At 62.5% G+C, this 24,264-nt stretch carries 15 protein-coding genes; 7 read left to right on the forward strand and 8 right to left on the reverse strand.

The window, feature by feature from the left end; all coding sequences use genetic code 11:
• Positions 1-3,525 (forward strand): DUF6531 domain-containing protein (locus tag ACWFRF_RS22480; RefSeq protein WP_452452061.1); only part of this gene is annotated, 3,525 nt, incomplete at its 5' end.
• Between the two features lie 67 nt (positions 3,526-3,592).
• Positions 3,593-4,099, forward strand: coding sequence for a hypothetical protein (locus ACWFRF_RS22485; RefSeq protein ID WP_452452062.1), 507 nt, complete (start codon positions 3,593-3,595; stop codon positions 4,097-4,099).
• An 84-nt stretch (positions 4,100-4,183) separates the two neighbouring features.
• Here ACWFRF_RS22485 and ACWFRF_RS22490 read toward each other — a convergent pair whose 3' ends face one another.
• From ACWFRF_RS22490 to ACWFRF_RS22515, 6 genes are all read right to left on the reverse strand, one after another.
• A complete protein-coding gene (locus tag ACWFRF_RS22490) occupies positions 4,184-4,486 on the reverse strand; it encodes a hypothetical protein (protein ID WP_379318186.1) in 303 nt (100 codons plus the stop codon).
• A 92-nt stretch (positions 4,487-4,578) separates the two neighbouring features.
• The gene (locus ACWFRF_RS22495) at positions 4,579-6,996 is read right to left on the reverse strand and encodes an AAA family ATPase (RefSeq protein WP_452452064.1); all 2,418 of its coding nucleotides are present in this window, start codon (positions 6,994-6,996) and stop codon (positions 4,579-4,581) included.
• 97 nt (positions 6,997-7,093) lie between these two features.
• On the reverse strand, positions 7,094-7,669 hold the full coding sequence (locus tag ACWFRF_RS22500; protein ID WP_452452066.1) for a hypothetical protein: 576 nt from the start codon (positions 7,667-7,669) through the stop codon (positions 7,094-7,096).
• A 113-nt stretch (positions 7,670-7,782) separates the two neighbouring features.
• Entirely contained in the window at positions 7,783-7,986 is a 204-nt protein-coding gene (locus ACWFRF_RS22505; protein WP_379313771.1) for a PASTA domain-containing protein, read from the reverse strand.
• A gap of 389 nt (positions 7,987-8,375) precedes the next feature.
• The gene (locus ACWFRF_RS22510; protein ID WP_379313770.1) at positions 8,376-8,771 is read right to left on the reverse strand and encodes a hypothetical protein; all 396 of its coding nucleotides are present in this window, start codon (positions 8,769-8,771) and stop codon (positions 8,376-8,378) included.
• Positions 8,768-9,352, reverse strand: coding sequence for an exonuclease domain-containing protein (locus tag ACWFRF_RS22515; RefSeq protein WP_452452068.1), 585 nt, complete (start codon positions 9,350-9,352; stop codon positions 8,768-8,770). The genes ACWFRF_RS22510 and ACWFRF_RS22515 overlap by 4 nt, the downstream gene beginning before the upstream one ends.
• A 783-nt stretch (positions 9,353-10,135) precedes the next feature.
• Here ACWFRF_RS22515 and ACWFRF_RS22520 point away from each other — a divergent pair.
• From ACWFRF_RS22520 to ACWFRF_RS22540, 5 genes are read left to right on the forward strand one after another with little or no spacing between them, the layout of a single operon-like run.
• On the forward strand, positions 10,136-12,148 hold the full coding sequence (locus ACWFRF_RS22520; protein WP_452452070.1) for an N-6 DNA methylase: 2,013 nt from the start codon (positions 10,136-10,138) through the stop codon (positions 12,146-12,148).
• Positions 12,145-14,130, forward strand: coding sequence for a type I restriction-modification system subunit M (locus ACWFRF_RS22525; RefSeq protein ID WP_379313766.1), 1,986 nt, complete (start codon positions 12,145-12,147; stop codon positions 14,128-14,130). The genes ACWFRF_RS22520 and ACWFRF_RS22525 overlap by 4 nt, the downstream gene beginning before the upstream one ends.
• Positions 14,127-15,452 carry a restriction endonuclease subunit S gene (locus ACWFRF_RS22530; RefSeq protein ID WP_452452073.1) on the forward strand — a complete coding sequence of 442 codons (1,326 nt, stop codon included), beginning with the start codon at positions 14,127-14,129 and terminating at the stop codon, positions 15,450-15,452. Before ACWFRF_RS22525 ends, ACWFRF_RS22530 begins: the two co-directional genes overlap by 4 nt.
• An 11-nt stretch (positions 15,453-15,463) precedes the next feature.
• Positions 15,464-18,637: a type I restriction endonuclease subunit R gene (locus tag ACWFRF_RS22535; RefSeq protein WP_452452074.1), complete on the forward strand. Its 3,174-nt coding sequence runs from the start codon at positions 15,464-15,466 to the stop codon at positions 18,635-18,637.
• A gap of 26 nt (positions 18,638-18,663) precedes the next feature.
• Positions 18,664-20,211 (forward strand): serine/threonine-protein kinase, encoded by a 1,548-nt coding sequence (locus tag ACWFRF_RS22540; protein WP_379313859.1) that lies wholly within the window; start codon positions 18,664-18,666, stop codon positions 20,209-20,211.
• Between the two features lie 231 nt (positions 20,212-20,442).
• Here ACWFRF_RS22540 and ACWFRF_RS22545 read toward each other — a convergent pair whose 3' ends face one another.
• Positions 20,443-21,078, reverse strand: a complete 636-nt coding sequence (locus tag ACWFRF_RS22545) for a uracil-DNA glycosylase family protein (protein WP_379313860.1) — start codon at positions 21,076-21,078, stop codon at positions 20,443-20,445.
• A 113-nt stretch (positions 21,079-21,191) separates the two neighbouring features.
• Positions 21,192-23,345 (reverse strand): AIPR family protein, encoded by a 2,154-nt coding sequence (locus ACWFRF_RS22550; protein WP_452452077.1) that lies wholly within the window; start codon positions 23,343-23,345, stop codon positions 21,192-21,194.
• Positions 23,346-24,264: the final 919 nt, after the last annotated feature.

A 24,264-nucleotide genomic window follows, 5' to 3' on the forward strand; every position in this document is an offset into this window, starting at 1 on the left:
GACCAGTCCGGCTCCGAGAAGCCGGACCTGAACAAGACCGCGAAGCAAACCACCGACTGTGGTGACCCGGTCGACGTCGCGACCGGCGAGTTCCTCCTTCCTGCAACCGATGTCGAACTCCCCGGCGTGTTGGCGTTGGTACTCACCCGTCGCCATCGCTCGTCGTATCGGTTCGGTCGCTGGTTCGGGCCGTCGTGGGCGGCCACGCTTGACATGCGGGTGACCGTCGACCAAGTCGGAGTCCGATTCGTCGGACCCGACGGCGAGGTGTGGCAGTTCCCCCACACCGTTCCCGACGTCCCGGTCCGCCCGGTGCACAACGGAATCCGCGCGACCATAACGCGCACCGAAACTGGCGGCTATCTTGTTCACGACTCGGACCGCGAACTTACTTGGGGTTTCATCCCGGACCCTGCACTGTCGGGGTTCGGCACTGAAGGCGACGGCTACGCGATCACTGAGATTACCGACCGCCACCACAATCACATCCGATTCCACTACAGCCCCGAGGGCACGCCTACCCATATCACCCATTCCGGTGGCTACCGTGTCGAAATCACCACCGAAGGCGCTCGCGTCACTGGTCTAGCCGTCGTAGGAGCAGATCCAGACGGTGCTCCCGCAACAACCCGAGTTCGTGAATTCATCTACACAACAGGCAATCTCACCACGGTCATCAACGGCGTCGGCGCCGCCACGCACTACCGGTATGACAGCGACGCGCGGATGCTGTCATGGCGTGACTCCCGCGGTACGGAATTGCACAACACCTACGACCGGACCGGACGGGTCGTGAAGCAGGTCGGGTCCGACGGAATCCTATCCGCGACCTTCGCATACGAAGTCCTTCCCGAATTCCGGCGGGTCCGCACACACCACACCAACTCGCTTGGCGCCACTACAACCTTTGAGTTCGACGAAGACCTGTGTCTTCGGAACCTGATCGATCCGCGTGGCGCGTCCTCGGTCACCGACTACAACGAGTACCGCCAGCCGGTCCGCTATGTCGACGCTTACGCCAACATCACCACCTATCTCTACAACCTCGATGGCGATCTGGTCCTGCTCCGCCGCCCAGACCGGGAAGTGATTTCGATCAGCTACGCCGCACCGCGCCGTCCGGCCATTGTGAGCGATGTCGACGGCACGACGATTACCCGGACATATGACGACGACGGCAACCTCACCAGCATCTCCGACGCCGACGGTGTGACCACCACGTACACCCACCATCAGTGCGGTGCTCCGGCTTCGATCACGATGTCGACGGGCGCCACAACCCATATCGACATCGACGCCGCTGGCCTGCCGATCCGGATCACCGAACCCGGCAACGCGGTCACGGTTGTCGAGCGCGACATGTTCGGTCAGCCCACCATCATTACCGACCCGATCGGTGGTATCAGCACGCACTGCTATTCCGCCGAGGGAAAGCTGCTCTCCCACACAGACACCGATGGCACGACGCAGTCGTGGACCTATGACGGCGAAGCGAACCTACTTACCCACACCAACCAGATCGGTGCGCTCACCCGCTACGCCTACGGCACCTTTGACCTGGTCAGTACCCGCGAAGCGCCCGACGGCGCTATCACCGCCTACTCCCACGACACCGAAGGCAGACTCACCTCGGTCACCAACCCGCTTGGCGACACCTGGACCTACGAATACGATCTGGCGGGCAACGTCCGCACTGAAACCGACTACAACGGATCGGTCACCCAGACCCAGTTCGACCTGCTCAATCGACCTGCCATCATCACGACACCTGCGGGTGTTCAACGCCGCCTCACCTACGATGTCCTCGGCCGATTCACTGGCGTCAGCACCGACACCAGTGAATGGATTACCAACACCTATACCCCGACCGGCCGGCTCGCGACTGCTCGAAACGGCAACCACAACAGCACCATCCACTCTGTCACTTTCGAACACACCGCGGCAGGGCGCATGCTCGCCCAACGTGTCGACAGCCAAACCATTGCCTATGACTACGATCGTCACGGTCGCCGAATTGGATACACGACTCCCAGTGGCGCGACAACCACGTACGAACACACGCCGACAGGACAAGTCGCCGCCCTAACCTCACGCGGGCACCGATTCGACTTCACCCACGATGCGATGGGGCGTCAGAATAGCTGGCGCAGTGCGGGGATCGGCCAACACAATACCTACAGTCCCGCCGGCTATACCCTCAGCCGCGAACTCGTCCAGCTCGATCCGCGGACCAGCTCACCCACCCAATTGCTCGAGCGCGACGATTACACCTGGCGTCCGGATGGGTGCGTTACGAGCCATACCACTACCACGCCCGCATCGAGCCGACGGCGCGACTACACCCTGGATGTGATCGGTCGCATCACCCGCATTGCGAGCCCGGGCGCCGGGACCTCCGAGGAATACACCTACGACGCCTTGTCGAATCTCACCACTGTCGCGGTTCCGGCATCACCGGTACCACCCGATCCCATCGCCGCCGGTTACCAAATGGACGTGCCTTCCACAGACCAGCGTGCGGAGTACCGCAACAACCTCCTCGTCCGCACCGGACGTGCCCGCTACTTCTACGACACGGCTGGTCGCCTTGTCCGCAAAGAAAAGACCCGGATTTCCCGTAAGCCAGCTATCTGGCACTACCGGTACAACGCCTTCGACCAACTTGTCGAAGCAACCACCCCGGACAACACCACCTGGTACTACACCTACGACGCATTCGGTCGCCGAATCAGCAAGCAACACCACGCCAGCAACACTTATACCAAATTCGCCTGGGACGGGGTCCATCTCACCGAACAATCGACCTCAAACCACGCCGGCGCGCGTACCCACACCTGGACCAACCATCCCACAACCCACATCCCCCTGACTCAATCTGTCGACGACAGATTCTGGGCGATCGTCACCAATCTAGAAGGCAGTCCGAGTCACCTCGCTGATCCAGCAACCGGAGAAGTAGGCTCAACGGCGACCGCAACGCTCTGGGGGCAAACGGTCTGGACCGGCCCCGACACCCCGCATCGCTTCCAGGGTCAACAATACGACCCGGAAACCGGACTCCACTACAACCTCCATCGCTACTATGACCCGGAAACCGGCCGCTACCTCACTCAAGACATTCTGGGTCTTACGCCGTCGCCCAACCCCAACATTTATCCAGATAACCCCACGACATGGGCCGACCCTCTTGGGCTAACGCCCTGCCCTGTCAGGGTCTCATCGATGAGCGCGGACTGGGCGACGAAGGGGGCGCATGTGCACATTGGTGGCAAGGAAGTACGTGTGTTTGCCCATCATGACGGGTCGATCGGTGTAGAAGGCTTGCGAATGTCGAACGGTACGCCGAATGATGCTCAGCTACGCCGCGTCGTATCCGAGATATACTCTAATGCCGATCTTCGAGCGGACCTGATTGATAAATCACGGGCGGCAATGACCGAGATGAACGCGCATAATTGGGGAAACGCAAAGAACAAGGCGGCAGAGATGAACTTCCTCATCAAGGCGCTCGAGCGTATAGAATGATGCATCGGATATTTCTGGATATTCGTCGAGAGTGCGACGTGTGCAAACGAAGAGGAGCGCGAGGTCGATGCTGATAGGGTTTCATGAATTCATTGCAGAAGTAGCGATTTCCGATTCTCTGTTCGGGCTCCGCAATGGGGCGAGTGTAAGAAGTGTCGACCAGATAATGGGCGATTCTGAATTTTATGAGGAAGTCGAAAAAAAACGTGCTTGGATGCGACGCGACTACGGGTTGGTTCAAATAGATTTCAATCCCGATAAGGAAGAGGGGTGGGTATCCTTCGGGATAAAGTTGTCAGTGCACCGCCTAGAGTGGGGGACTTCGATCCCCATTCCGGTTGCGGCATTGGTAGCCGATATGCCAGAGAAAATATACTTCGACGATCTACATTCTGTGATCGCGCCGCGCGGCGGCTTGGTGAGGCGTACGGATCTGAACTTCCGCGATGAAATTCACTACCTGACAGAAGCTGGCGCTGACATTGTGGCAACCGCAAAAGACGAAGGTGGAGAGCTGGTGCCGGACTGTGTGTGGGAAGTTAATCTGAAGTCCCGCATGATTGCAAATCGATAATGCTCGATTGCGAGATTGTTCTGTCGTCAGATTTATTCTTGTGAAGGGTTTTGGAACTGGATTCAGTACTACCGGATTCGCGCGTCAGCCGCTCGGTGGTGTCGCGCCAGCGTTTCTTGCGCTGATCGCGGCGTCGATTGCATTGGCAACTCGTTCGGCGGCTTCCTGCCAGCGCCGCAGTTCCTCGACGGCCGGAGCGAGCTGATAGTCGTTGTGGTGTGCCGTCGTCGACAGCTCTGACCACAGCAGTCGCGCTTCGCCGGCCGCTTCCTCACCGATGTACTTGGGTAGCACGAGAAGTTGCGCTCGCACTGTCACTCGCTCCATCTTCGGTGAAACGGCTCGCCACAATTCCCGAATCGCCTGCTCCATGGCGATTCGCAACATCCAGGCGCTGGCTCGGGGCCACATCCCACCGATATCGGATCCTGCGTCCGTGATGAGGTTGTCTGCGGTCCGAAGACGCGAGTTGACGGAGCTCAACGGTTGAGCCACTTGGCGATCCTTTCCGCGCGGTTGATCAGGTCGCCGAGTTCGTCACGGGTGCTGCCATGGGCACCGCTGTTGCACATCCGGACAACGGTTGAGGCCCAGGGGGCGAGCTCGCGGTCGAGGTGGGCGAGAATGTCGGATTCCCTGGTCCGGTCGTAGAACACGGCCAGTGCCAGTTTCTGCACGGTGCGTTCGGCTTTGTCGAGCTGTTCGGTGATGTCGGATTGCCGGAACCCGTGCTCGCCGAGGACTCTCCTGACCTGGGTGGTGGCGGCGGATTCGATCGCGAGTCGGCAGCAGAGCGCGATCATCTCGTCGGCTTCTTCGCGCGGAAGATTACGGGTGAGGCTCAGAGCGCGGGCGTCGTCGATGTAGCGGCGGACCGGGTCGATTGAAACCCGGACTTCGACTACAGATCGTTCCCGGCGCTGAACGTCGAGGACCGTCGCAGGAATCTGCAAGCGCCGCACTGCTTCTGGAAGCCGCAGGTCGTGGGTGAATACGATCACTTGCCTCGTGCGAGCGACGTCGGCGATCACTCGAGCCAACCCATCGACCTTCGTCGGGTCCATCGACTGGACGGGGTCGTCGATCATCAGGAATCGGAATGGACTCTGTTCAGCTGTGGCTCGGGGGAGAAACAACGAGAGTCCGAGCGAGTGCAGCTCGCCCTGGCTCATGACCCCGAGAGCCGCTCCGGCGACACCGTCGACTGTCACGTCGAGGCTGACCCGTCGAGTTTGTGCCGTGCCTTCCAGTACGACACCGCCGAGCTCGACATTGCTCTGCTGCCGCAGTGTCGTCCAGACCCGCTGCGACAGTTCGGTCAGCGGTCGCATCCGCTCGTCGCGTAGGGCTACAGCCGCGTTCTTGAGCCAAATCTCCGCGGTCTTGACCGTCTTCAGTTCGTCGGCCGCGCCGACGCACGCACTAGCGCTGTCGGCCCAGGTGGCGACCTGTCGGGCAAGGGGTGACCACACGTCGTCGAGCCGAGCCAGTTCGGTGTGAGCACGGGTCTTCAGATCGGCAAATGCCTCGTGAACCCGCCGATGTCGGTCTCGCAGCTGGGCGGGCAGCGCTGCATGTTCGGCGGTAGCGAGCTCGGCCCATTGCCGCCACGCGTTGACGGCGTTACCCGACTCGATCGGGCAGTTCGACAGGATCGCGGGGAGCGGTCTGATCAGCTGGCGAACGGCGGCCGATGCCGTGCTGTGCTGTCGTTCCGCCTCGGCGAGCTCTGTTGTGCGGGTCCGGATCTCGGCGACGGTCTGTCGAGCATTGCCTCGCCACCGTTCGTTGAGTTCACCTTCGCCGCACACCGGGCATCGGCAGTCGGCGCCATCCGTGAATTCCGACGCCAGCGTCAAGAGCTTCAGCAACTTGGCACTCGACTCGGCGTCCGAGGTTGCGGCTCCGAGGAGGCGACTGGTCGCGGTCGTGAGTTGTGCAAGGGCTTCGGAGACGACCTCTTCCGTCGGTAGCTCGACGGCTGTCACCGCCGACAGGGCTGATCCGGTTCCGGACGCCTCGCCGGAACCGACCACCGTCCGGGAAATGGCGTCGACATCGACAATGCGTGCCTGCAGCTGTTTTTCGACCACTCGTGCCCGATCGTCTTCGACGATCGCGAGTTCCGAGATCAGTGAGTCCTTGCCGCGCTTGACGTCCTTGAGTGCCTTGTCCAGGTCGAGGCGCTTGCGCTGCAGCGATGCCAGCGCGGTCGTCAGGTCATCGAGGCCGAGCAAGCTGTGTAGCGCGTCATACATTCCGCTCGGTGTCCCGTCGATGAGGGAACCCAGCTCGCTGTAGGACAGGAAGGGTCGGTACAGCTCGAGCGGCTGGGCGAGTTGCGAACGATCCAGTGGGCCGGCCTCACCCGACTTGCGTTTCGCAGTCCACTCTCCTGCGTCGAGAGCTGTGCTCGCACCCCAGCTTCCAGTGATCGTCAACGGGTTGTCAGGGCACTCGGTCTGCAGTTCGACAGCGATTCGTGGTGTCGTGCCCTCGTGCAGGTTTCGCCAACCGTCCTTCCAGATCTTGGACCTGTTCGCCCACCGCTGGTTGTCGCCAGTGAGCGCGAACTCTGCGGCCTCGGCGAAACTGGACTTGCCGCAACCGTTTCGGCCGACCACGAGCGTCAAACCGAGCGAAGGTTGTACGGGTAGACGGGTCTCACGTCCGATCCCTCGGAACCCGTTGACCGTGATCGAGCGGACGAACATCCCTGCCAACGCCCCACCCGCGTCGGACGTCGTGGGGGTAGCGCTCTCGGGGAAGGCTGCCAGTATCGTCTCGGCAACTGCCGTCGGCAACGTCGTGTCGACGGTCACGGCCGCTGTGACAAGGTCGATGAGCCGACCTGTTGAAACATCGGAAGTAGTGGTGGCGGATGGCGATTGCTGCATGGACGATCCCCTGGTCGAATGAGTGGAGTCCCCACCATCGGTGAGGCTTGGAGCATGCCTATCGCGAGCTGACGAATTTACGGATCTCACCGCAGGTCTACCGGGAGTTGGGCTTCATGCCCTCGGCGAAACCGGTCGGAAATTCTGCGATGGTTCGGCTGCTGAGGTCTGGCGTCATGATCCAAGGTGAGTTGCCGGTCTTCGGCGACACCGTTCGGCGGACACGTTGTTCCTCGGCCGATAGCCATGCCGTCCACATCGCACAGACATAGTTGGCGACCGCCAGCGCACGGAATCGAGGTTCGTCGGCCTCGGGTGCGGCGAGTGCTGCGACCGGCGCAAATTGCGGACACATCAGTTTCGTCTTTTCTCGCCGTGAATAGTTCGTGATCGCCTCGAGGATGCGGCCTTGATGAGCAGTGATTCGGTCGAGGAAGTCGTCGAGGAAGTCGATGTGCTGTGCGTGCACCAGCTTGGGTGGGAGTTCGGAGCCCTGAGTGATGACTACGCACCGATTCGCTGTGAGCGACTGGACCTTCGTGTTGTATTCAGGGTCGTTGTGCTCGATGACCACCGCATTAGTGTGGCGAACGAGGTTTTCGGTGCGGGTGGTCTGCCAGATGGCGGTGACGTCGGCGACCGGTTGCCTATCGACGATTGCGAAGCCGTGCACGGTTTCTCCCTGTGGTTCGGATTGATGGGGGCGCGGCAGTCGTCAGTCGCCGTCTGGTTCCAGCCACCGGACGATCCGTGCAGGAACGGTCCCCGCGGTGGGAATCGCCCGGGTCAGCATTGGTTGGATTCGCCGTACTTCACCACCGACAGCACGGCCTGTCCCTCGCCGATCGGGACGCCCGGCGCCGGGTTCTGTGCCACCACGACCCAATTGCGGTCCAGCACTTGGGCTCGTCCTTTCCCGGTCGCGTCGGTTGAACGGGAGAAGAAGACGCCGGCCGCTTGAATCCGGTTCTGCGCCTCCTGCAGATTCATGCACACCACCGCGGGCATGAGGACGGTAGGAGCAGCGACGGTAGTAGGCGGCGCGACCGGAACAACGGCCGTCGTCGGCGCGGCCGCGACTGCGGTCGTAGTCGGCACCACCCGGATGGGCGTGACCGATGGAGCACCAGTTGTCACCCGAACTGATGATGTGGCAATAGGAGTCGCCGTGTCGGTGCCTTGGCCTACACCGCACCCGGTGACAGCGACCATGGTCACGGCGCTGAATCCCAGTCCACGAACGAGCCTTGCCAACAGACCTGTCGAATTCCACTGTGCGGATTGGCAGTTCATCAAGACTTCTACCTTCTCTTCGATGTGTATGCCGCCCTCTGGGAGGGCGATTGGACGTCGAGAACATGCTCAGGCGAACGGGGTGCTCACGGTCGTTTCATCGCGTCAAGGATGGCGACGATGATCCAAATCGGCAGCCACAGTCCGCACGTGACAAGTGTCAGGACCAGATGCAGACCGTGATTGACCCCGCGCCGGACGACGATCGGGCCCGCGCCGATCCCGTTGTTCTGGGTGATGGAGATGATCGGCATCGGGTAGCCGGGCGGCATCCCGTATCCATGCGGAACAGGTTGTGGCGCAGCGTGATAGTTGGGTATCGGTGGAGCGGATCGCGGCGGCACCGGGTGCGGTCGAGCGGGTGAGTTGGCGGCCGGGGCCGGGTGACGGGCTAAATAATGATTTGCCGCCAGGGTGGTCGGAGGATGGACCGCAGGCGGGTTTCCGGGGAGGCCATTCGGCGTGTCGATCGGATCGTTCATCGCCGTACTCCACTGAGGTGAGTCAGTCGGGTTCCGTTGAACCGCGCCAGATCCGCGAGATCACGTACACCAGCCATTCGTGCCAGCGCGATCGCGATGTCGGCGGCGGCGGCCGCGTCGGCACGGGCGTCGTGGTGGTTGTCGAGGGTGATCCCGAGCGCCGCAGCGACCTGATTGAGCTTGTGGCCACCGAGCAGCAGCTGTCGCTTCGACCAGGCGTAGGTGCACCCGTACTGCCATCCCGGCAACATGACGCCACTGAATTCACAAGCGCGGGTGAGGTTTCCCATGTCGAAGACTGCGTTGTGCGCTACCACCGGTAGGTCGCCGATCGTGTCCAGAAGTTCAGGCAGTCGCTGCGCGAAGGTGGGTTCCCCGGCCACTGTGCTCGGGGTGATCTTGTGGATTCCCATGTTGCGGGGCGCGAACTCGCCGACCGTCGCAGGTGGGCGGCACAACCACGAATGTGTCGCTACCCGAACGCCTTTGTGAACGACGGCGACGCCGATTGCGCAGATGCTGCCGTGTTTGGGGTTTGCGGTCTCGACGTCGAAGGCCGCGAAGGAGAGGTTGTCAGTCACTCGATTTCCTTTTGGGGTGGGCAGGCGGGGCTCGGTCCGCCGCGAGGGAATGGGATGGTTATCGACTGCGCAGCGCCCGTAGCGCCCACCGGACGACCGCGTGGGCCCGGGAACGGAGACGTTTGCCGTGGTCTGAGTAGGTCCGGCCCGCCGGACGTGGTGGCACGACCGCAGTGCCCCGCCGCGCCGGCGATCGCGCGGCGAGCTCGGCAGGGTTCGGCACCCGCCCTGACGCCGGAATATCGGTGAATCGGAGGCTGGTGGGGCGCGGTTCGAGCTGGCTCGTGCGGTATTCGTCCAGGGTCTGACTGGTCAGGTGCCAGCCGTGGCATCCGGGGCACTCGTAGGACCGCTTCTCCCGGCGCTGTGGGCCGAGGTTGGCCAGCACGAGCTCCGCATCGCCGCGATTGAAATATCGCCGTTTTCCGCCGGCGCACCGAGTGGTAGGTATTCCGGCGTGTCGGCGCCGGAGGTCGGCGCCGCTGCGCACCGTGAGTTCACGGGTAGTGCGGTGCGGACGGCGGTGACCGCGATGCTTTCGATGGCTAGCCATGTCTCCCCTTCCCGAGCGCTGCGACGTGGCGTTGCCGGTCGCCGTGCATCCGATGCGTGATAACCCCTGTCGCCCACAGTGATTCGTGGACAGGTGCGGCCGATCGGCCTGAGCGAAACACTACGAGACAGTGAAAGCATTGTCAATCATTAGTTTGCGATTGACTTCCGCTTGCCTCTAGGCAAAGCTGTAGGAACACGTAGTGTGTACATGTGGGATGGAGGAGGCTTATGTCGGAGACCACACCGCTGGTGACCGCCGCGGAGATCTCCCGGTTGGCCGGTGTCACCCGCGCGACCGTGAGCAACTGGCGACGCAGGCATGCGAACTTCCCGGCCGCGTCGGGTGGCAGTGAGTCGCGGCCACTGTTCGACCTGACCGAAGTCCAGCGGTGGCTCGACGCGCACGGGGTCGAGGCGGCGGAAACGCCATCGGCGCGATTGCGGACGTTGCTGCGGACGCACGTACTTCCCGGACAGGTGCCGAGATTGATCGTGTCGCTGCCGGAGCTTCTCGAGACAGAGAGCGCCGCAGTAGAACTCGCGGATATGCCAGCCGCAGTCGGCGCGGCGATCAGGGCGCTGGCCATGGATTCCGGTCCGCGGGCGGTGCTCGACGTGCTGTCCGAGCGTGGGCTGGAGGAGGGGCCGACAACCGGGGTGTATTCGACGCCGATACCGATTGCCCGGCTGATGGTCGAGCTGGTGCTGGCGGCTGGAGTGACACCCGAGTCGATTCTCGACCCCGCCTGCGGTGGAGGAACGCTGCTGGCCGAAGCTGTTGGCACCGGCGCGCATGCGTACTACGGGCAGGACGTATTGCCGGTACAAGCCGAGCGCACGGCTGTCCTGGTCGGGCTACTGGCCCCAGCGGCCGAGGTGACGGTGCATACCGGTGACAGTCTGTTCGACGACGGCTTCGCTGGCCTTCAGGTCGACGCGGTCCTCACCAATCCACCCTACGGGCAACGTGATTGGGGTTCCGAAGACCTCGCGCTCGATCCCCGCTGGGAGTACGGACCGCCGCCGCGCAGCGAATCCGAGCTTGCCTGGGTGCAGCACTCCCTGGCGCATCTGCGTCCCGGCGGCGTCGCGGTGTTGCTGCTGCCGCCCGCGATGGCGATGCGGACCTCCGGTCGGCGTATCCGGGCGGCTCTGCTGCGGGCGGGGGCGTTGCGTTCGGTGATCGCCTTGCCGCCCGGCGCGGCCCAGCCTATGCATATCGGTTTGCAATTGTGGGTGCTGCGACGCCCTGACCCCGCACTGCCAGTACCGGACGAGGTGTGGCTCGCAGACTGTTCCCTGCTCGCGGGCGTGGAACGCGGCCGGATCGACTGGGAGCTGCTCACTAATGCCGTCGTCGATGCGTGGCGTGGCTTCGAGGAGGGCGTGCCCGGCTCGGCGGTGATCGATGATGCGGCGACGCCGGTGCGGGTGATGGATCTGCTCGACGACGAGGTCGACCTCACGCCCGCCAGGTATGTGCGGGCCGCCCTTGACGCCGCCGGTCTCGCCGACACGGCCCGGCTGGCGCAGGTCCAACTGGCCGAGCGCGTAGACGAGTTGGTCTCTGTGACAAGTCAACTCGGCGACTGGCAGCGGATCGATAGCACCACGTGGCGCACCGCCACCCTCGCCGACCTGGCCGCAGGCGGCGCGCTACGCCGACTACAAGCGCAGCCGCTGCCCGAAGAGCGATCCACCGGTGAGGATGCAGGGCGTCCCGTCCTGGAGGCGCGTGATGTGGTGACCGGTACCGAGCCGACGGGTGTGCTGGGGGAGCAGTCGAGACTGTCCACCCAGCTCATAGAACTCGACGATGTGCTGGTTCCGCGGATCGCCGGAAGCCGATCGGAATCAGTGCGCGCCAGGGTGGCGGGAAAGTCCGATGTGGGCGCCGTCGTCGGTCCCCAGCTCATGGTGTTGCGCACCGAGCCGGCCCGCCTCGATCCCTGGTTCCTCGCCGGGTTCGTCGGCAGCCCCGAGAACTCGCACGCCACCATGGGCACCACGATCCGCAACGACCCGACCCGTATTCGCATACCGTTGCTCCCATTGGCGCAGCAGCAGCGTTACGGCGCTGCCTTCCGTCACCTGCACGACCTGCGGGTCACCGCCCGCCGCGCCGCCGACTCGGTCACCGAATTGGCGGGTCTGCTCGGCACCGGTCTCACAGCCGGCGCACTGGAACCACCGAACACCCCGGGCTCCGAGGAGCCGAAGCCGCAGAGAGGCAGGAAGTGAACACCAACAAGCACTCCGAACTGGCCAACCACGCGTGGTCGGTCGCAGACCTGCTGCGCGGCGATTACAAACAGTCCGACTACGGCAAGGTGATCCTGCCGTTCACCGTGATGCGCCGGTTGGAATGTGTGCTCGAACCGACCCGCGAGAAGGTGCATGCCGTCGCCCAGCAGATGAGTGGCGGCGATGTGGACGTCGACCCGTTCCTGCGCCGCGCCTCGGGCACCGCGTTCTACAACGCCACCGACCTGAGCCTGAAGAAGGTCCTCGGCGACCCCAACCACGTCGCCAAGAACCTGCTCACCTACATCGGCGGCTTTTCCCCGAACGCCGCCGAGGTGCTGGAGAAGTACGAATTCGCCCAGCAGATCCGCAAGCTCGACAGCGCTGACCTGCTTTACAAGGTGATCGGCAAGTTCGCCGACCTCGACTTGCGTCCCGAGGTGGTCTCCAACCACAACATGGGCTACATCTTCGAAGAGCTCATCCGCCGCTTCTCGGAGCAGTCCAACGAGACCGCCGGCGAGCACTTCACCCCGCGCGAGGTAATCGAGCTGATGGTGAACCTGCTCATCGCGCCCGACGCCGAACTGATCAAGATGCCCGGCGTCACCCGCCGCGTCCTCGACCCCGCCTGCGGCACCGGCGGCATGCTCAGCGCCGCTGAAGAACACATCACCGCGCTGAATCCGCAAGCGCGCGTGGAGGTCTACGGCCAGGAACTCAACCCCGAATCTTGGGCGATCTGCCGATCCGACCTGATGATCAAGGGTCAGAACCCTGGCAATATCGCTTTCGGCAACTCGTTCAGCGATGACGGCCACCAGCACCTCAAGGCCCACTACCTTCTCGCCAACCCGCCGTTCGGTGTGGAATGGAAGAAGGTGAAGGAGGCTGTCGAGTGGGAGCACAAGAGTCTCGGTGAGGCTGGCCGGTTCGCCGCCGGGCTCCCCCGCATCAACGACGGCTCGCTGTTGTTCCTGCAGCACATGTTGAGCAAGATGAACCCGGCCTCGGCTGGCGGTAGTCGGGTCGCCATCGTCTTCAACGGCTCACCGTTGTTCACGGGCGCCGCTGAGTCCGGTGAATCCAATATTCGCAAGTGGATCATCGAGAACGATTGGCTGGAAGCGGTTGTCGCGCTACCGGATCAGCTGTTCTACAACACCGGTATCTCGACATATTTCTGGATCCTCACCAATCGTAAGGCCCCCGCGAACCAGGGCAAGGTGGTGCTACTGGACGCGCGGGAGTACTCGGAGAAGATGCGAAAGTCACTCGGCGACAAGCGTAAACGAGTGTCAGATTCGCAGATCGAGGACATCACGGTGCTGTACCGCGACGCCATCGATGCGGCAGCCGATCCGGAGCACGCGCAGCACGGTAAAGTGAAGGTGTTCGACAATAGTGACTTCGGGTACCGGCGGATCACCGTCGAACGCCCTCTCACGTTGCGGTTCGAGCTCACGGAGGAAGCGCTCGACAAGCTGGAGAACTCCGGTCCGATCGGAAAGCTCTACTCCGATACCGCAGCCTTCCGGAAGCTGTTGCAACCGTTGGCCGGGACCGGATGGAAGACCAAAACCGAAACTATCAACACGCTGAAAGACGCAGTGGTCGGAGCCGGCGAACCATGGCCCTCCGGCGCGCCATTCGCCAAGGTCCTCCGTGATGCCGTTGGAATCCGCGACGCGCATGGGGAAGTTCAAATGATCAAAGGCGAACCCGAACCTGACCCGGAGCTGCGCGACTATGAAAACGTTCCGCTGAAGGAAGATGTCGAGGAGTACCTCGCACGCGAAGTTCTTCCACATGTTCCACATGCGTGGATCGACCACAGCAAGACCAAGGTTGGCTATGAGATCCCATTCACGCGGCACTTTTATGTGTACGAACCTCCGCGGCCATTGGCGGTGATCGACGCTGAATTGCGTACGCTGGAATCGGAGATTAAGACGCTTCTCGAGGGGGTGACTCGTTGAGCGGCGGCAACATCGCGCCGTGGCTGATGGCCGCCCGTTGGCCAACCGTGCCGATCCGACTTGTTGCACGGTTAGGCTCCGGGCACACGCCGAGCCGCAAGGTTCCGGAGTATTGGGAAGACTGCACGGTTCCTTGGGTCACCCTCGCGGATGTCTGGCAGCTCAGGGGTGGCGGCGTGGACGTAATCTCGACAACCAAAGAAAAGATCAGCAAGGTTGGGATGGCAAACTCATCTGCGACGTTGCATCCGGCTGGCACTGTAATCTTGTCGCGAACAGCATCGGTTGGGTTTTCGGCGATAATGGGTTCTGCGATGGCGACCAGTCAGGATTTCGCAACATGGACATGTGATTCTCGGCTGGACTCCCGATTTCTCCTTCACGTTCTCAGGGGTATGGCGCCTGATCTAAAGCGCGTCGCGATGGGGTCCACTCACAAGACGATCTACATGCCAGACATCGAGCAGCTTCGAACCCCATTGCCTCCGCTGGAGGAGCAGCGCCGCATCGCCGACTTCCTTGACGCCGAAACATCTAGGCTCGATCAGCTTGGTCAGGCATCTAATAACCTTCGCAATCGGTTGGCAGAGCGTCGACGTAGCGCGGTTATCGACGCTGTGTCCGGTGCGGATCAATCAATCACACGTCCATCTTCGCTTCCGTGGCTGACTGTTGTGGGTGAGGGATGGGATGAAATTCGTCTGGGACTTGTAGCTAGGATGGGCAGTGGTCATACACCCAGCCGGAATCGTCCAGATTGGTGGGTTGACTGCACAATCCCGTGGGTGACGACTGGCGAAGTCCATCAGATGCGCGACGACCGACTGGAGACGTTGTCCACCACCCGCGAGAAGATCAGCGAGCTTGGGTTGGCCAATTCGGCGGCCGCCGTACATCCAGCGAGAACCGTTGTTTTGTGCCGAACGGCAGCATCGGCTGGGTACTCGGCAGTGATAGGAACTGCTATGGCTACAAGTCAGGACATTGTGACCTGGACTTGTGGGCCGAGGCTTGAGCCGTATTACTTGTTGTGGTGCCTTCGTGCAATGCGGTCCGATCTGCTGAATCGGCTCGCTATGGGCTCTACTCACAAGACGATATATGTGCCAGATCTGCAGATGCTGAGGATTCCACTGCCGTCGATTGAGACGCAGCAAGCGATCGTATCGAGCATCCGAGCATCGAATTCGCAAATCGATACTCTGGCCGACGCAACGGGCCGTCAGATGGCCCTTCTATCGGAACGTCGCCAAGCACTCATCACCGCCGCAGTAACCGGCCAGTTCGACGTCTCCACCGCCAGTGGCCGAAACATCATCTAGGGGCATAACCAATGAGTCCAGTCCACAGCGAACTCGTCTTCGGCGACGCCATCGTCGCCTCCATGCTCGCCAATGGTTGGCGTACGGGCAATCCGCACGAGTATCGCGCGGACGTGGGCTTGGATATGGGGGAGCTGTTCACCTTCATCGCCGCGACCCAGCAGCCGGAGTGGGATGACCTCGTCCTCTACTACGGCGGCGACGCCGATGAAGCCCAGCGTGGTTTCACCCGAATGCTGGATCAGCAGTTGAACTCGAAGGGTCTGATCGAGGTTCTGCGGTCGGGCGTGAAGGATCACGGCGTCCGCATCCGGGTGGCGTATTTCAAGCCAAACCTCGTCACCTCCGACGACGCTCTCGACAGCTACCGGGCGAACCGGCTGACGGTGGTGCGGGAGCTCCCGTATGCCACCAAGCTGGCAGACAAGGGCAACCGTCTCGATCTGGCCTTACTGCTCAACGGAATCCCCGTCGCCACCGCCGAGTTGAAGAACCCCCTCACCGGTCAAACCGTCGAGGATGCGAAGAGGCAGTATCGCGAGGAACGGGATCCGAGCGAGCTGATCTTCCGGCAGCGGGTGATCGCGAACTTTGCGGTCGACCCGCTGCTGGCATTCGTCACCACCCAGTTGAAGGGCAAGAACACCCGGTTCCTGCCGTTGAATACCGGATCGGAGGGGCCGGGACAGCCGGGTGGGGCGGGTAATCCGAGTCCGGTGGACGGCAAGCACGCGACAGCGTATCTGTGGGAACAGATCTGGCATCCGGACAACTGGCTGGACCTGCTGGAACGGTTCGTGCATACCCAGTCCTCGTCCGGCCCGTCGGGCAAGTCGACCCGTTCGACGATCTTTCCGCGCTATCACCAGTGGGATGTGGTCAAGAAGCTCACCACACATGCCGCGAAACATGGTGCGGGACATAACTATCTAGTGATGGCCTCGGCCGGCTCCGGGAAGTCGAACACCATCGGCTGGCTCGCACACCGTCTCACCGATCTGCACACACCGACTGACGCCGCCCAGCTCGATCCGGCGGCGCACGCGGCCGGATTGCAGCCGGGAACACCGGTATTCGACAAGATCATCGTGATCACGGACCGCCGCAACTTGGACAGCCAGCTCAGCGAAACCGTGGGCGGGTTCGAACGGGTGCACGGTCTGGTGGTGAAGATCGACGAGAAGCTGGGCGCCAAATCGGGGCAGCTCGCGAAAGCTCTCTCGCAGGAATCCGGGAAGATCATCACGGTCACCTTGCATACCTTCCCCGCGCTGCTGGACTACCTGAAGCGCACACCGACCGAACTGCTGGGCGGGCGGTTCGCGATCATCGTGGACGAGGCGCACTCCTCACAGTCCGGTGATGCGGCGACGGCGGTGCGGGCCGCGCTGCGCGACTTCGGGCTCGACGCTGACGACGAAGACTCGGGCTCTGTCGAACTGACGGTGGACGAACGGTTGCGGCGCAAAGCCGAGGACCGCAGCCAGGCGGGCAACCTCTCCTACTTCGCGTTCACCGCGACACCGAAAGCCAAGACACTCGAGGCATTCGGCACGTTGGTTGGCGACAAATATCAACCGTTCCACACCTATTCGATGCGCCAGGCCATCGAGGAAGGCTTCATCCTCGACCCGCTGCGCAACTACACCACCTACAAGACTTTCTACCGTCTGGTCAACGACAACCCCGACGACCGCGAGGTGCCCGAAGCGAAGGCGAAATCGCTGCTGGCGCGGTTCGCCGTCACCCACCCGTCGACGGTGCACCAGCAGGCACAGGTGGTTGTCGAACATTTCATCGCCCACACCCGCGGTCGGCTCGGGGGTCGCGCGAAAGCCATGGTGGTCACCGACTCTCGTAAGAGCGCTGTCGCGATGACCCGCGCCATCCGCGACCATCTCGACCTCACCGGCTACGGCCAGCAGTACCCGGATCTCGGCGTGCTCGTTGCCTTCTCGGGCCCGCTCGACTTCGAAGGGGAGGAGACGAGTGAATCGAAGGAGAACGGCGGGCTCTCCGAATCCCAGCTGCCCAAGGCCTTCGGCTACACCCGCGCCGACGACATCGCCACCCGCTCCGGTGGCAAAGGCCAGCAGGAATACCGAATCTTGGTGGTCGCCGAGAAATATCAGACCGGGTTCGATCAGCCGCTGCTCACAACCATGTATGTGAACAAGTCACTCAAGGGCATCGCGGCGGTGCAGACGCTCTCGCGGCTCAACCGCACCCAGGAACGCAAGACGCAGGACGACCTGGTGGTCCTCGACTTCGTCAACGACGGTGAGGACATCCAGAATTCGTTCCGGCCGTATTACGAACAGGCCGAGTCGATGCCGACCGACCCGAACCTGCTCTACCTCGCGCAGGACAAGGTACTGGTCCCGCCGATCCTGCTGCAGGCCGAGATGCGCGCCTTCGCCGACGCCTATTTGCAGGCTGAACAGCAGGCGGCCGGTTCGCAGGCGAAATGGCAGAAGCTGCACGCCGAGCTGTATGTGCACCTGGCTCCCGCAGTGAACCGCTTCGCCGAACTCCTACACAGCGACGACGAAGACGACGTGGACCAGGCGGAAGCCTTCCGATCCGACCTCAAGGACTACGTCCGCAAGTACGGGTTCCTCGCCCAGATCGTGCCCTACCGCGACATCGACCTCGAACTGCTCCACCTCTACGGCAAGCACTTGCTCAATGTGCTGCCCCGGCGGTCCGACGGTGGCGTTGATGTCGGCGAGGTTGATCTCAGCTACCTGAAACTGCAGAAGACCGGCGAACTCGACCTGAGTCTCAGCGCCGACGGCGCGGTGGTGCTGCCCGGATTCGGCGATGGCACCGGTGGTGCGCAGGAACCGGAGAAGTCGCTGCTCTCGGAACTGATTTCGCAGTTCAACGAGCGATTCGGCACCGAATTCACCGAGGCCGACGTCGCTGCACCGTTCCAGCAGGCGCTCGACGACCCCGACCTGCAGCTCGCGGCCCTCGCCAACAGCAACGAAGAAGACTTCCAAGGCAAGTTCGAGGAAGTCTTCGAGAACAAGATGATCGACAACTACGCCACCCAGGTGGACCTCGGTAAGCGGTACTTCAGCAAATCGGACCCGAAATTCAAGGCGACCCTCGATCGGCAACTCGGTCGGGCTGCGTGGCGGATGATCAGAAGGCAACATGGTGACACAGGGGCGGCATGAGCCGCGATAACGCAGCAGGGGACTAGATGCGGGAACTGATCGACAAACGCTACGAGCTGACCGCGCTGATCAGCTCGGGCGGCATGGGCGCGGTGTGGCGGGGCTACGACATCGTGCTTGACCGGCCGGTCGCGATCAAACGGATCCGGGTGGACCAGGTGGAAACCGGCGAACTCGCCAAGGAGTTCACCGAGCGATTTCGCCGCGAAGCTCGGGTCACCGCCCGCATCAGGCACCACGGAGTGCCGCAGGTGTACGACGCGGTGCTCGATGCCTCGTTCGAAAATGTCTACCTGGTCATGGAATTGATCGATGGTGTCACCCTGCGCGACTACCTCGACCCCGATGCCCAGCTGCCACTGTCGTGGGTCGCGGCGGTCACGGCGCAGATCGCCACCGTGCTCTCGCACGCGCATGCCTTACCGGTCGTGCACCGAGACCTCAAACCCGACAACGTGCTCCTCACCCGCGACGGCTCGGTGAAGGTGATCGACTTCGGGATCGCCGCCATTCTGGATCAGAGCGCGGCCAAGATCACTCGAACCGGTCAGCAGATCGGCACGCTGCGCTATATGTCGCCGGAACGTATTCACGACCACCCGGTGACGCCCCGCTCCGATCTGTACTCGCTGGGATGCCTTATGCATGAAATGGTGGTTGGAAAACCACTTTTCGAGCACGATTCGCCCTACGAGGTGCAACGTATGCACATCGAGGTAGCTCCGTTGGGCCTGCGTGAATTCCGCGGCGATGTTCCCATAGACCTCGAGCGACTGGTGCTGGCCCTGGTGGCCAAGGATCCGCGCGACCGCCCTGCCGATGCCTACGCGGTCTATGAACGCCTGCTGCCATTCCTGCCCGCGCCGGGAGCCCCGATCCCACCCGGTGAGCTGTATCTCCCGGGACTGCCCGACCCCACTCGGATCTTCCGCCGCCCCAACGCCCCACTGGAAACCTCGCAGGTCGAGCCGACCCAACTGTCCGCCGCTCCCGTGCAAATCACCGCGCCGCTGACACCACTGCACCTGCGCACTGCGATCGACACCGCCCTGCATCGATACGAGGAACTGGTCGAGGCCGACCGCTTCGCGCAGGCCGCGGATGCCTTGGTAGCGGTCATCAACAGTGCCGCCGACGCTCGGGGTGCCGACCACGTCGATGTGCTCGAGCTCCGCCGAAAGGTGGTCGGCGCGTGGGTTCTCGGTGGCGAATACCGCCGGGCTCGAACAGAATTGGAATCGCTCGCCGAGGCCTACCGGCGCACGGAAGGCCGGTTCAGCGAGTCGGCGTGGGAGATGCGTTCGATGGCTGCGAGTTGTCGCATGCAGATCGGCGATATCGACGGCGGTTTCGCGGTCATGAACCAGCTGCTGAGCGATATCGTCGCCGCGGGCGGCGACTGTAGCGAGGCTGCCCTGGAAATGCGGCTGTCGCTCGGTGAGCTGTACTTCGATGCCGGTGCGTCCGCCGACGCGCGCCGGATACTCCAGCCGCTGCGCGATGATCTGCTGGTATTGCGTGGCCCGGATAATCCATTGTCCGCACAGGTTTCGGCGTTGCTCGATGAGCTCTGAGGAGAGGCGAGTGTGACTGTTCCGGTCTCGAGCGGCGCTTCACACCGGCACTTGGTTGGACTGCAGCTGCTTCAGCTCGGCGGGGCTGAGGCGCTGGGTCGAATCAGGGCGGCCGTCTGGGGAGAATCGGACTCCCTCGGCTTCGAGGAGGTGGAGCGGCCGACCAGGAAGCGTCGTACCAGCAGGGACTCGATGGACAGCAGTGCTCGGGCCACGCAGGATGAAAATCGCTCACCGCTGGTCCAATGACTTCTTCGCCCGAACCATCTTGTCGAGCAGCTGTTGCTGCCACACCGCTTGTTGTTCCCGCGAACCGATGTAGCCAGCCGGTCCGGTACTGCGATGGTGGGTCCTATGTAGCATCCGATTGGTTCGCGGGTACTGCTGCGCGAAGTGGCCCCATGCTTGTCGGGGTAAGTCGCCGAATATGAAGATTGACCGCAGGCGGGGCAACCGAGCGATCACCTGAATCAAAAGATCTGCTCCTTCCCTGAGCATTCTCGCTTGTTCGGTACCGGAGTGACTCCGGAAATTTCCGACATACCAGGGGTATATATTCCACGGGACGCAGTCGCGGCGGTCGATTCCGGAAAATTCGAGCGCGGCTGAGATCCGCTCCGCCGCCACGTCGGTGTTGTCGGCCGACAGGAATCCAGAGCCTTGCGCGACATCGTCGCGAGTCTGGCGTCCGGGCGATAGCGTCAATAACATCAGTCGTGCCTGAACTCCACCGAACTCAGGGGATACAAGCGGAACGAACCGCTCCGTATACCGATTTCTGAGCTCACCCACATAGCTGTTGAGTTCGTTGACATGGGGTTCGCGTGCCAACGCCTTGGTGGCAGCTCGATGCTCAGGGTGCCGCATCTGCCGAAACCTGGACTCCATTCGACCTCCCACGTCGACGAAATCGGATCACCGAGTACCTGCGATTGCTGCAATCATCCAACGCCGGCGGTAAGGCGTGGTTGGAAAGGTCACTACTCGGCGTCTTCCGTGGAATCCTCGAGTTGGTCGAGAACCCGCCCAGCCAGATCCGCCAAGGTTTCTCCGCTTTGTGTCATCCACCGGGTCGTGCCTTGGTTGGCGACCGGTCGACCCGTCCATTCGGCGAGCTCCCACATGTGCGCGATAAGACCAGACGGGGAGTATTGGTTGCCGTCGGCCGCCCACAGGACGGGGCGCTGCCGGTGCGCGACCCACGTTGCCCGTGTGCGCTTGGGATCCGCAGCCAGCCAGCTCGCCAATGCCGCTGTCTCCACCGGGAAGTTGTCTGACAGGACGAGTACAGTGCCCTCGGCCAGAATCCCCTTGTCTATCAACACTGTCACGGCGTTTGGGCGGCGGCGGGGTCGTGGTGCGGTGCTCCTGCGGTACTGACGTGCCTTCGCATCCGAGAACGGTGTGTCGCCGGACAAAACGTACTCAGCAATCTCTCTGCATCGGTCGATGTCCGAGCACACCGCCTGCAGGCGCGCACGGTCCCCGAAACGCTCGTCAATTGTCGTCGCCACTTGTGGAACCAGCTGCTTCACCAGGTCTGGAACTCGTCCGATCGCCTGAGCGGACCATGCCAGATCGGGATCGGCCTCATCGAATCCGTCCGCGTCGAGTTTCCGGAACACGAGATGGGTCAGCAGATACATACCGTGATCCATCAGAACCACCCCACGGCGCGCAAAACGACTTCGCAATTGATGCAAGGTGCGCTGCACGGCGCGCAGGATCAGTACCGCGTTCCACAACTGGTAGACGCTGGGCCGCGGACGGAACAGTACATCGTGAATGCCCTGAGAACCGCGCTCCCACAACACATCCAACGTCGTCGCGATTCGCGCCGCGTATTGACTGTCAGGGTGAGCGCATGCCAGCGCGCACGCTGCCTCCACCACTGAACAGCCCGCGTCCGCAGGCGGCTCGAGTTCACCCCGCCGCACGCTGTATTCGAGTCCGAGTTCGGCGCGCATCTCCTCCATGATTGCCGCGTGCAGGGGCTCTAGAGCGATGAAGTCGCGTGCCTCGACCCGGTTCTGACGGTTGGTCGCCTGCGTTGTTCGCTTGGCGAAATCTTTCGCCGCGCCGGTAACGATGATGCGCACGCTGACCTGCGCCTCTCCGGCCGCATCGTCGTGGCGAACAGCTTCTGCAATCGACTTCACGGTTTGCGCGCCGTTGACGACGCTTGCTCCACGCAGCATCAGTGACAGTGGCCGATTATGCGGTGATCGCATGTTGTGTGCGGTTCGTTCGACTTCCTCGCAGAGCACCGTGACGCCGTTGTTGAAGTACCAGAAGTTTGCGGGCTCCTCAGTCAATGTCGTGATCAACTCATTGTTGATGGGTGTCCGACCGAGAGGATTTCGAATGTTAGCGCTGAAGAGGTCTGATCCGGTTTCGACCCAGCGAGCGATATCTGCGGCGTTCACCACGCCATGGAAGGACGGATGCGGCGATCCGATCTCGAACCACGGGAACAGCTCCACGTCCAGATTCACCGGCGGCGGTGTCAGATCGTTTCGGATCGACTCCCACACCTCGCGGGCAAGGATGATCCGATGGTCGAGGACGTTGCCGTGTCGATTGAACTCTTTCTCTCCATTGACCAACGCGTCGGTAAAGCCGGCTGTTACCTCGTCGGCCCGCATCAGCACAATGACTTGAGTAACAGGAACCGGCCGCCGGTTCATCTCAGCGTGGGCGTGTGCGGCGAGTGCGCGGCCGCGGGGGTTGAACGGCTCGAAGTCGCCATCGTCGATCAGCCGCAACCCCGCCAGCAACTCCATGACCGCCGAACGATCGCTGTGTGCTTTACCTGCCTTGCTCCATTTCGCCTGGACGAGGTAAATGTGCGGGTCCGTGCCATCGACCACCGCGATCGCGTCGATGCCCTGGTCGGACGCCCCGTCGATCACTGTGAGGGCGGCCTCGTGGTGACTGAATCCGGTGACGACCCTGACGGCCTGGGCGGTGAGCGCGCGTGACAGCGCGCGCGGTTCGACCTCCGAGGGTGGCCGACCGTCGAGATCGCTGATATCCAATAGCGCGGAGTCGATATAGATATCCCGGAGTGCCCGATCGACCTGGCGAACCTGGGTCGGCATGGTGACTTCGCCGTGTGCGCTGGTCAATCTCATCCCTCCTGACGGCCATCGGCCCGTGATCCCGAACTTGCAGAAATCCTGCAACGAGCATCGACCCCTACTGCACGTGCCCGTACTCACATCCTGACAGATGGACCAGGGCGCTGCGCCGAGTGGCTCGGATCCTATTCGCCTCGGCGACAGTGAATCTGGCTCGGCGAGGAGTCGAAAGGAGCCAGTCGACAACCCGGAGCCGGTCCACGATGGCTGACCCTCCGGATCGGACGATTGGTCGTCCAGCTACTCGGTCGGTACTTGTCAATGCCCACATCAACTTGGTGGCAGACGCTCCTGAAAACGCGAAAGTTGTTGTGGGGCAAGGCGCCGGGTAGCGGAAGCTGACTCAATCCTTGTCGGACCCGTCGCTCGGTTGCTGCCTTCGTCCATCGCGAGTTCGCTACCGAGTAGCCCGTCCGCGAGCATGTACCGAGCGTTCTCCTTCGAGTGGAGCGCCGCCCGCAGGGACTCGATGCGCGATTCCCGGTCGACCAACGTGGTGACGATCGACTGTTGTTCTACCAGCGAAGGGATAGGCACGGCGAGGTCGGCCAGGCTGCAGCGCTGATGGTCGGTGCGATGTGGGCCGAAGCGGTTGTCCGATTCGTGCTGTGGTGGCTCGACTCAGTAGAAATTCCAGCAGGTAGCGCGGATCAATGGCGGGCAGCCCCTCGTCGTTGATCTTGGTGCACTTCGGCCATCGAGTCCGCGATTGATGCGGCACGCACACAGCTGACCATCACCGGCGCGGAGGAGACTACTGCCGCGACACAACGGCTGCGTAGGTCCGGGCTGCCGGGTCCGGGCGAGCATGTTCCCTATCCGACTCCTTTTCCCACGCCGACAACCCTGATTGCCCGACCGCGATGACCAGGCTATCGCTCAACCCCATGCTCTCCGGCTCTGCTCGATTCGG

The sequence above is a fragment of the Nocardia sp. NPDC055165 genome (assembly GCF_053606985.1).

Coding starts and splice junctions, on each gene's coding strand:
- ACWFRF_RS22490 (WP_379318186.1), bottom strand. CDS start 4,486: ATGTTGCGAATCGCCATGGAGCAGGCGATTCGGGAATTGTGGCGAGCC.
- ACWFRF_RS22510 (WP_379313770.1), bottom strand. CDS start 8,771: ATGAACGATCCGATCGACACGCCGAATGGCCTCCCCGGAAACCCGCCT.
- ACWFRF_RS22495 (WP_452452064.1), bottom strand. CDS start 6,996: ATGCAGCAATCGCCATCCGCCACCACTACTTCCGATGTTTCAACAGGT.
- ACWFRF_RS22505 (WP_379313771.1), bottom strand. CDS start 7,986: ATGAATCTGCAGGAGGCGCAGAACCGGATTCAAGCGGCCGGCGTCTTC.
- ACWFRF_RS22545 (WP_379313860.1), bottom strand. CDS start 21,078: ATGCGGCACCCTGAGCATCGAGCTGCCACCAAGGCGTTGGCACGCGAA.
- ACWFRF_RS22520 (WP_452452070.1), top strand. CDS start 10,136: ATGTCGGAGACCACACCGCTGGTGACCGCCGCGGAGATCTCCCGGTTG.
- ACWFRF_RS22540 (WP_379313859.1), top strand. CDS start 18,664: ATGCGGGAACTGATCGACAAACGCTACGAGCTGACCGCGCTGATCAGC.
- ACWFRF_RS22550 (WP_452452077.1), bottom strand. CDS start 23,345: ATGAGATTGACCAGCGCACACGGCGAAGTCACCATGCCGACCCAGGTT.
- ACWFRF_RS22485 (WP_452452062.1), top strand. CDS start 3,593: ATGCTGATAGGGTTTCATGAATTCATTGCAGAAGTAGCGATTTCCGAT.
- ACWFRF_RS22535 (WP_452452074.1), top strand. CDS start 15,464: ATGAGTCCAGTCCACAGCGAACTCGTCTTCGGCGACGCCATCGTCGCC.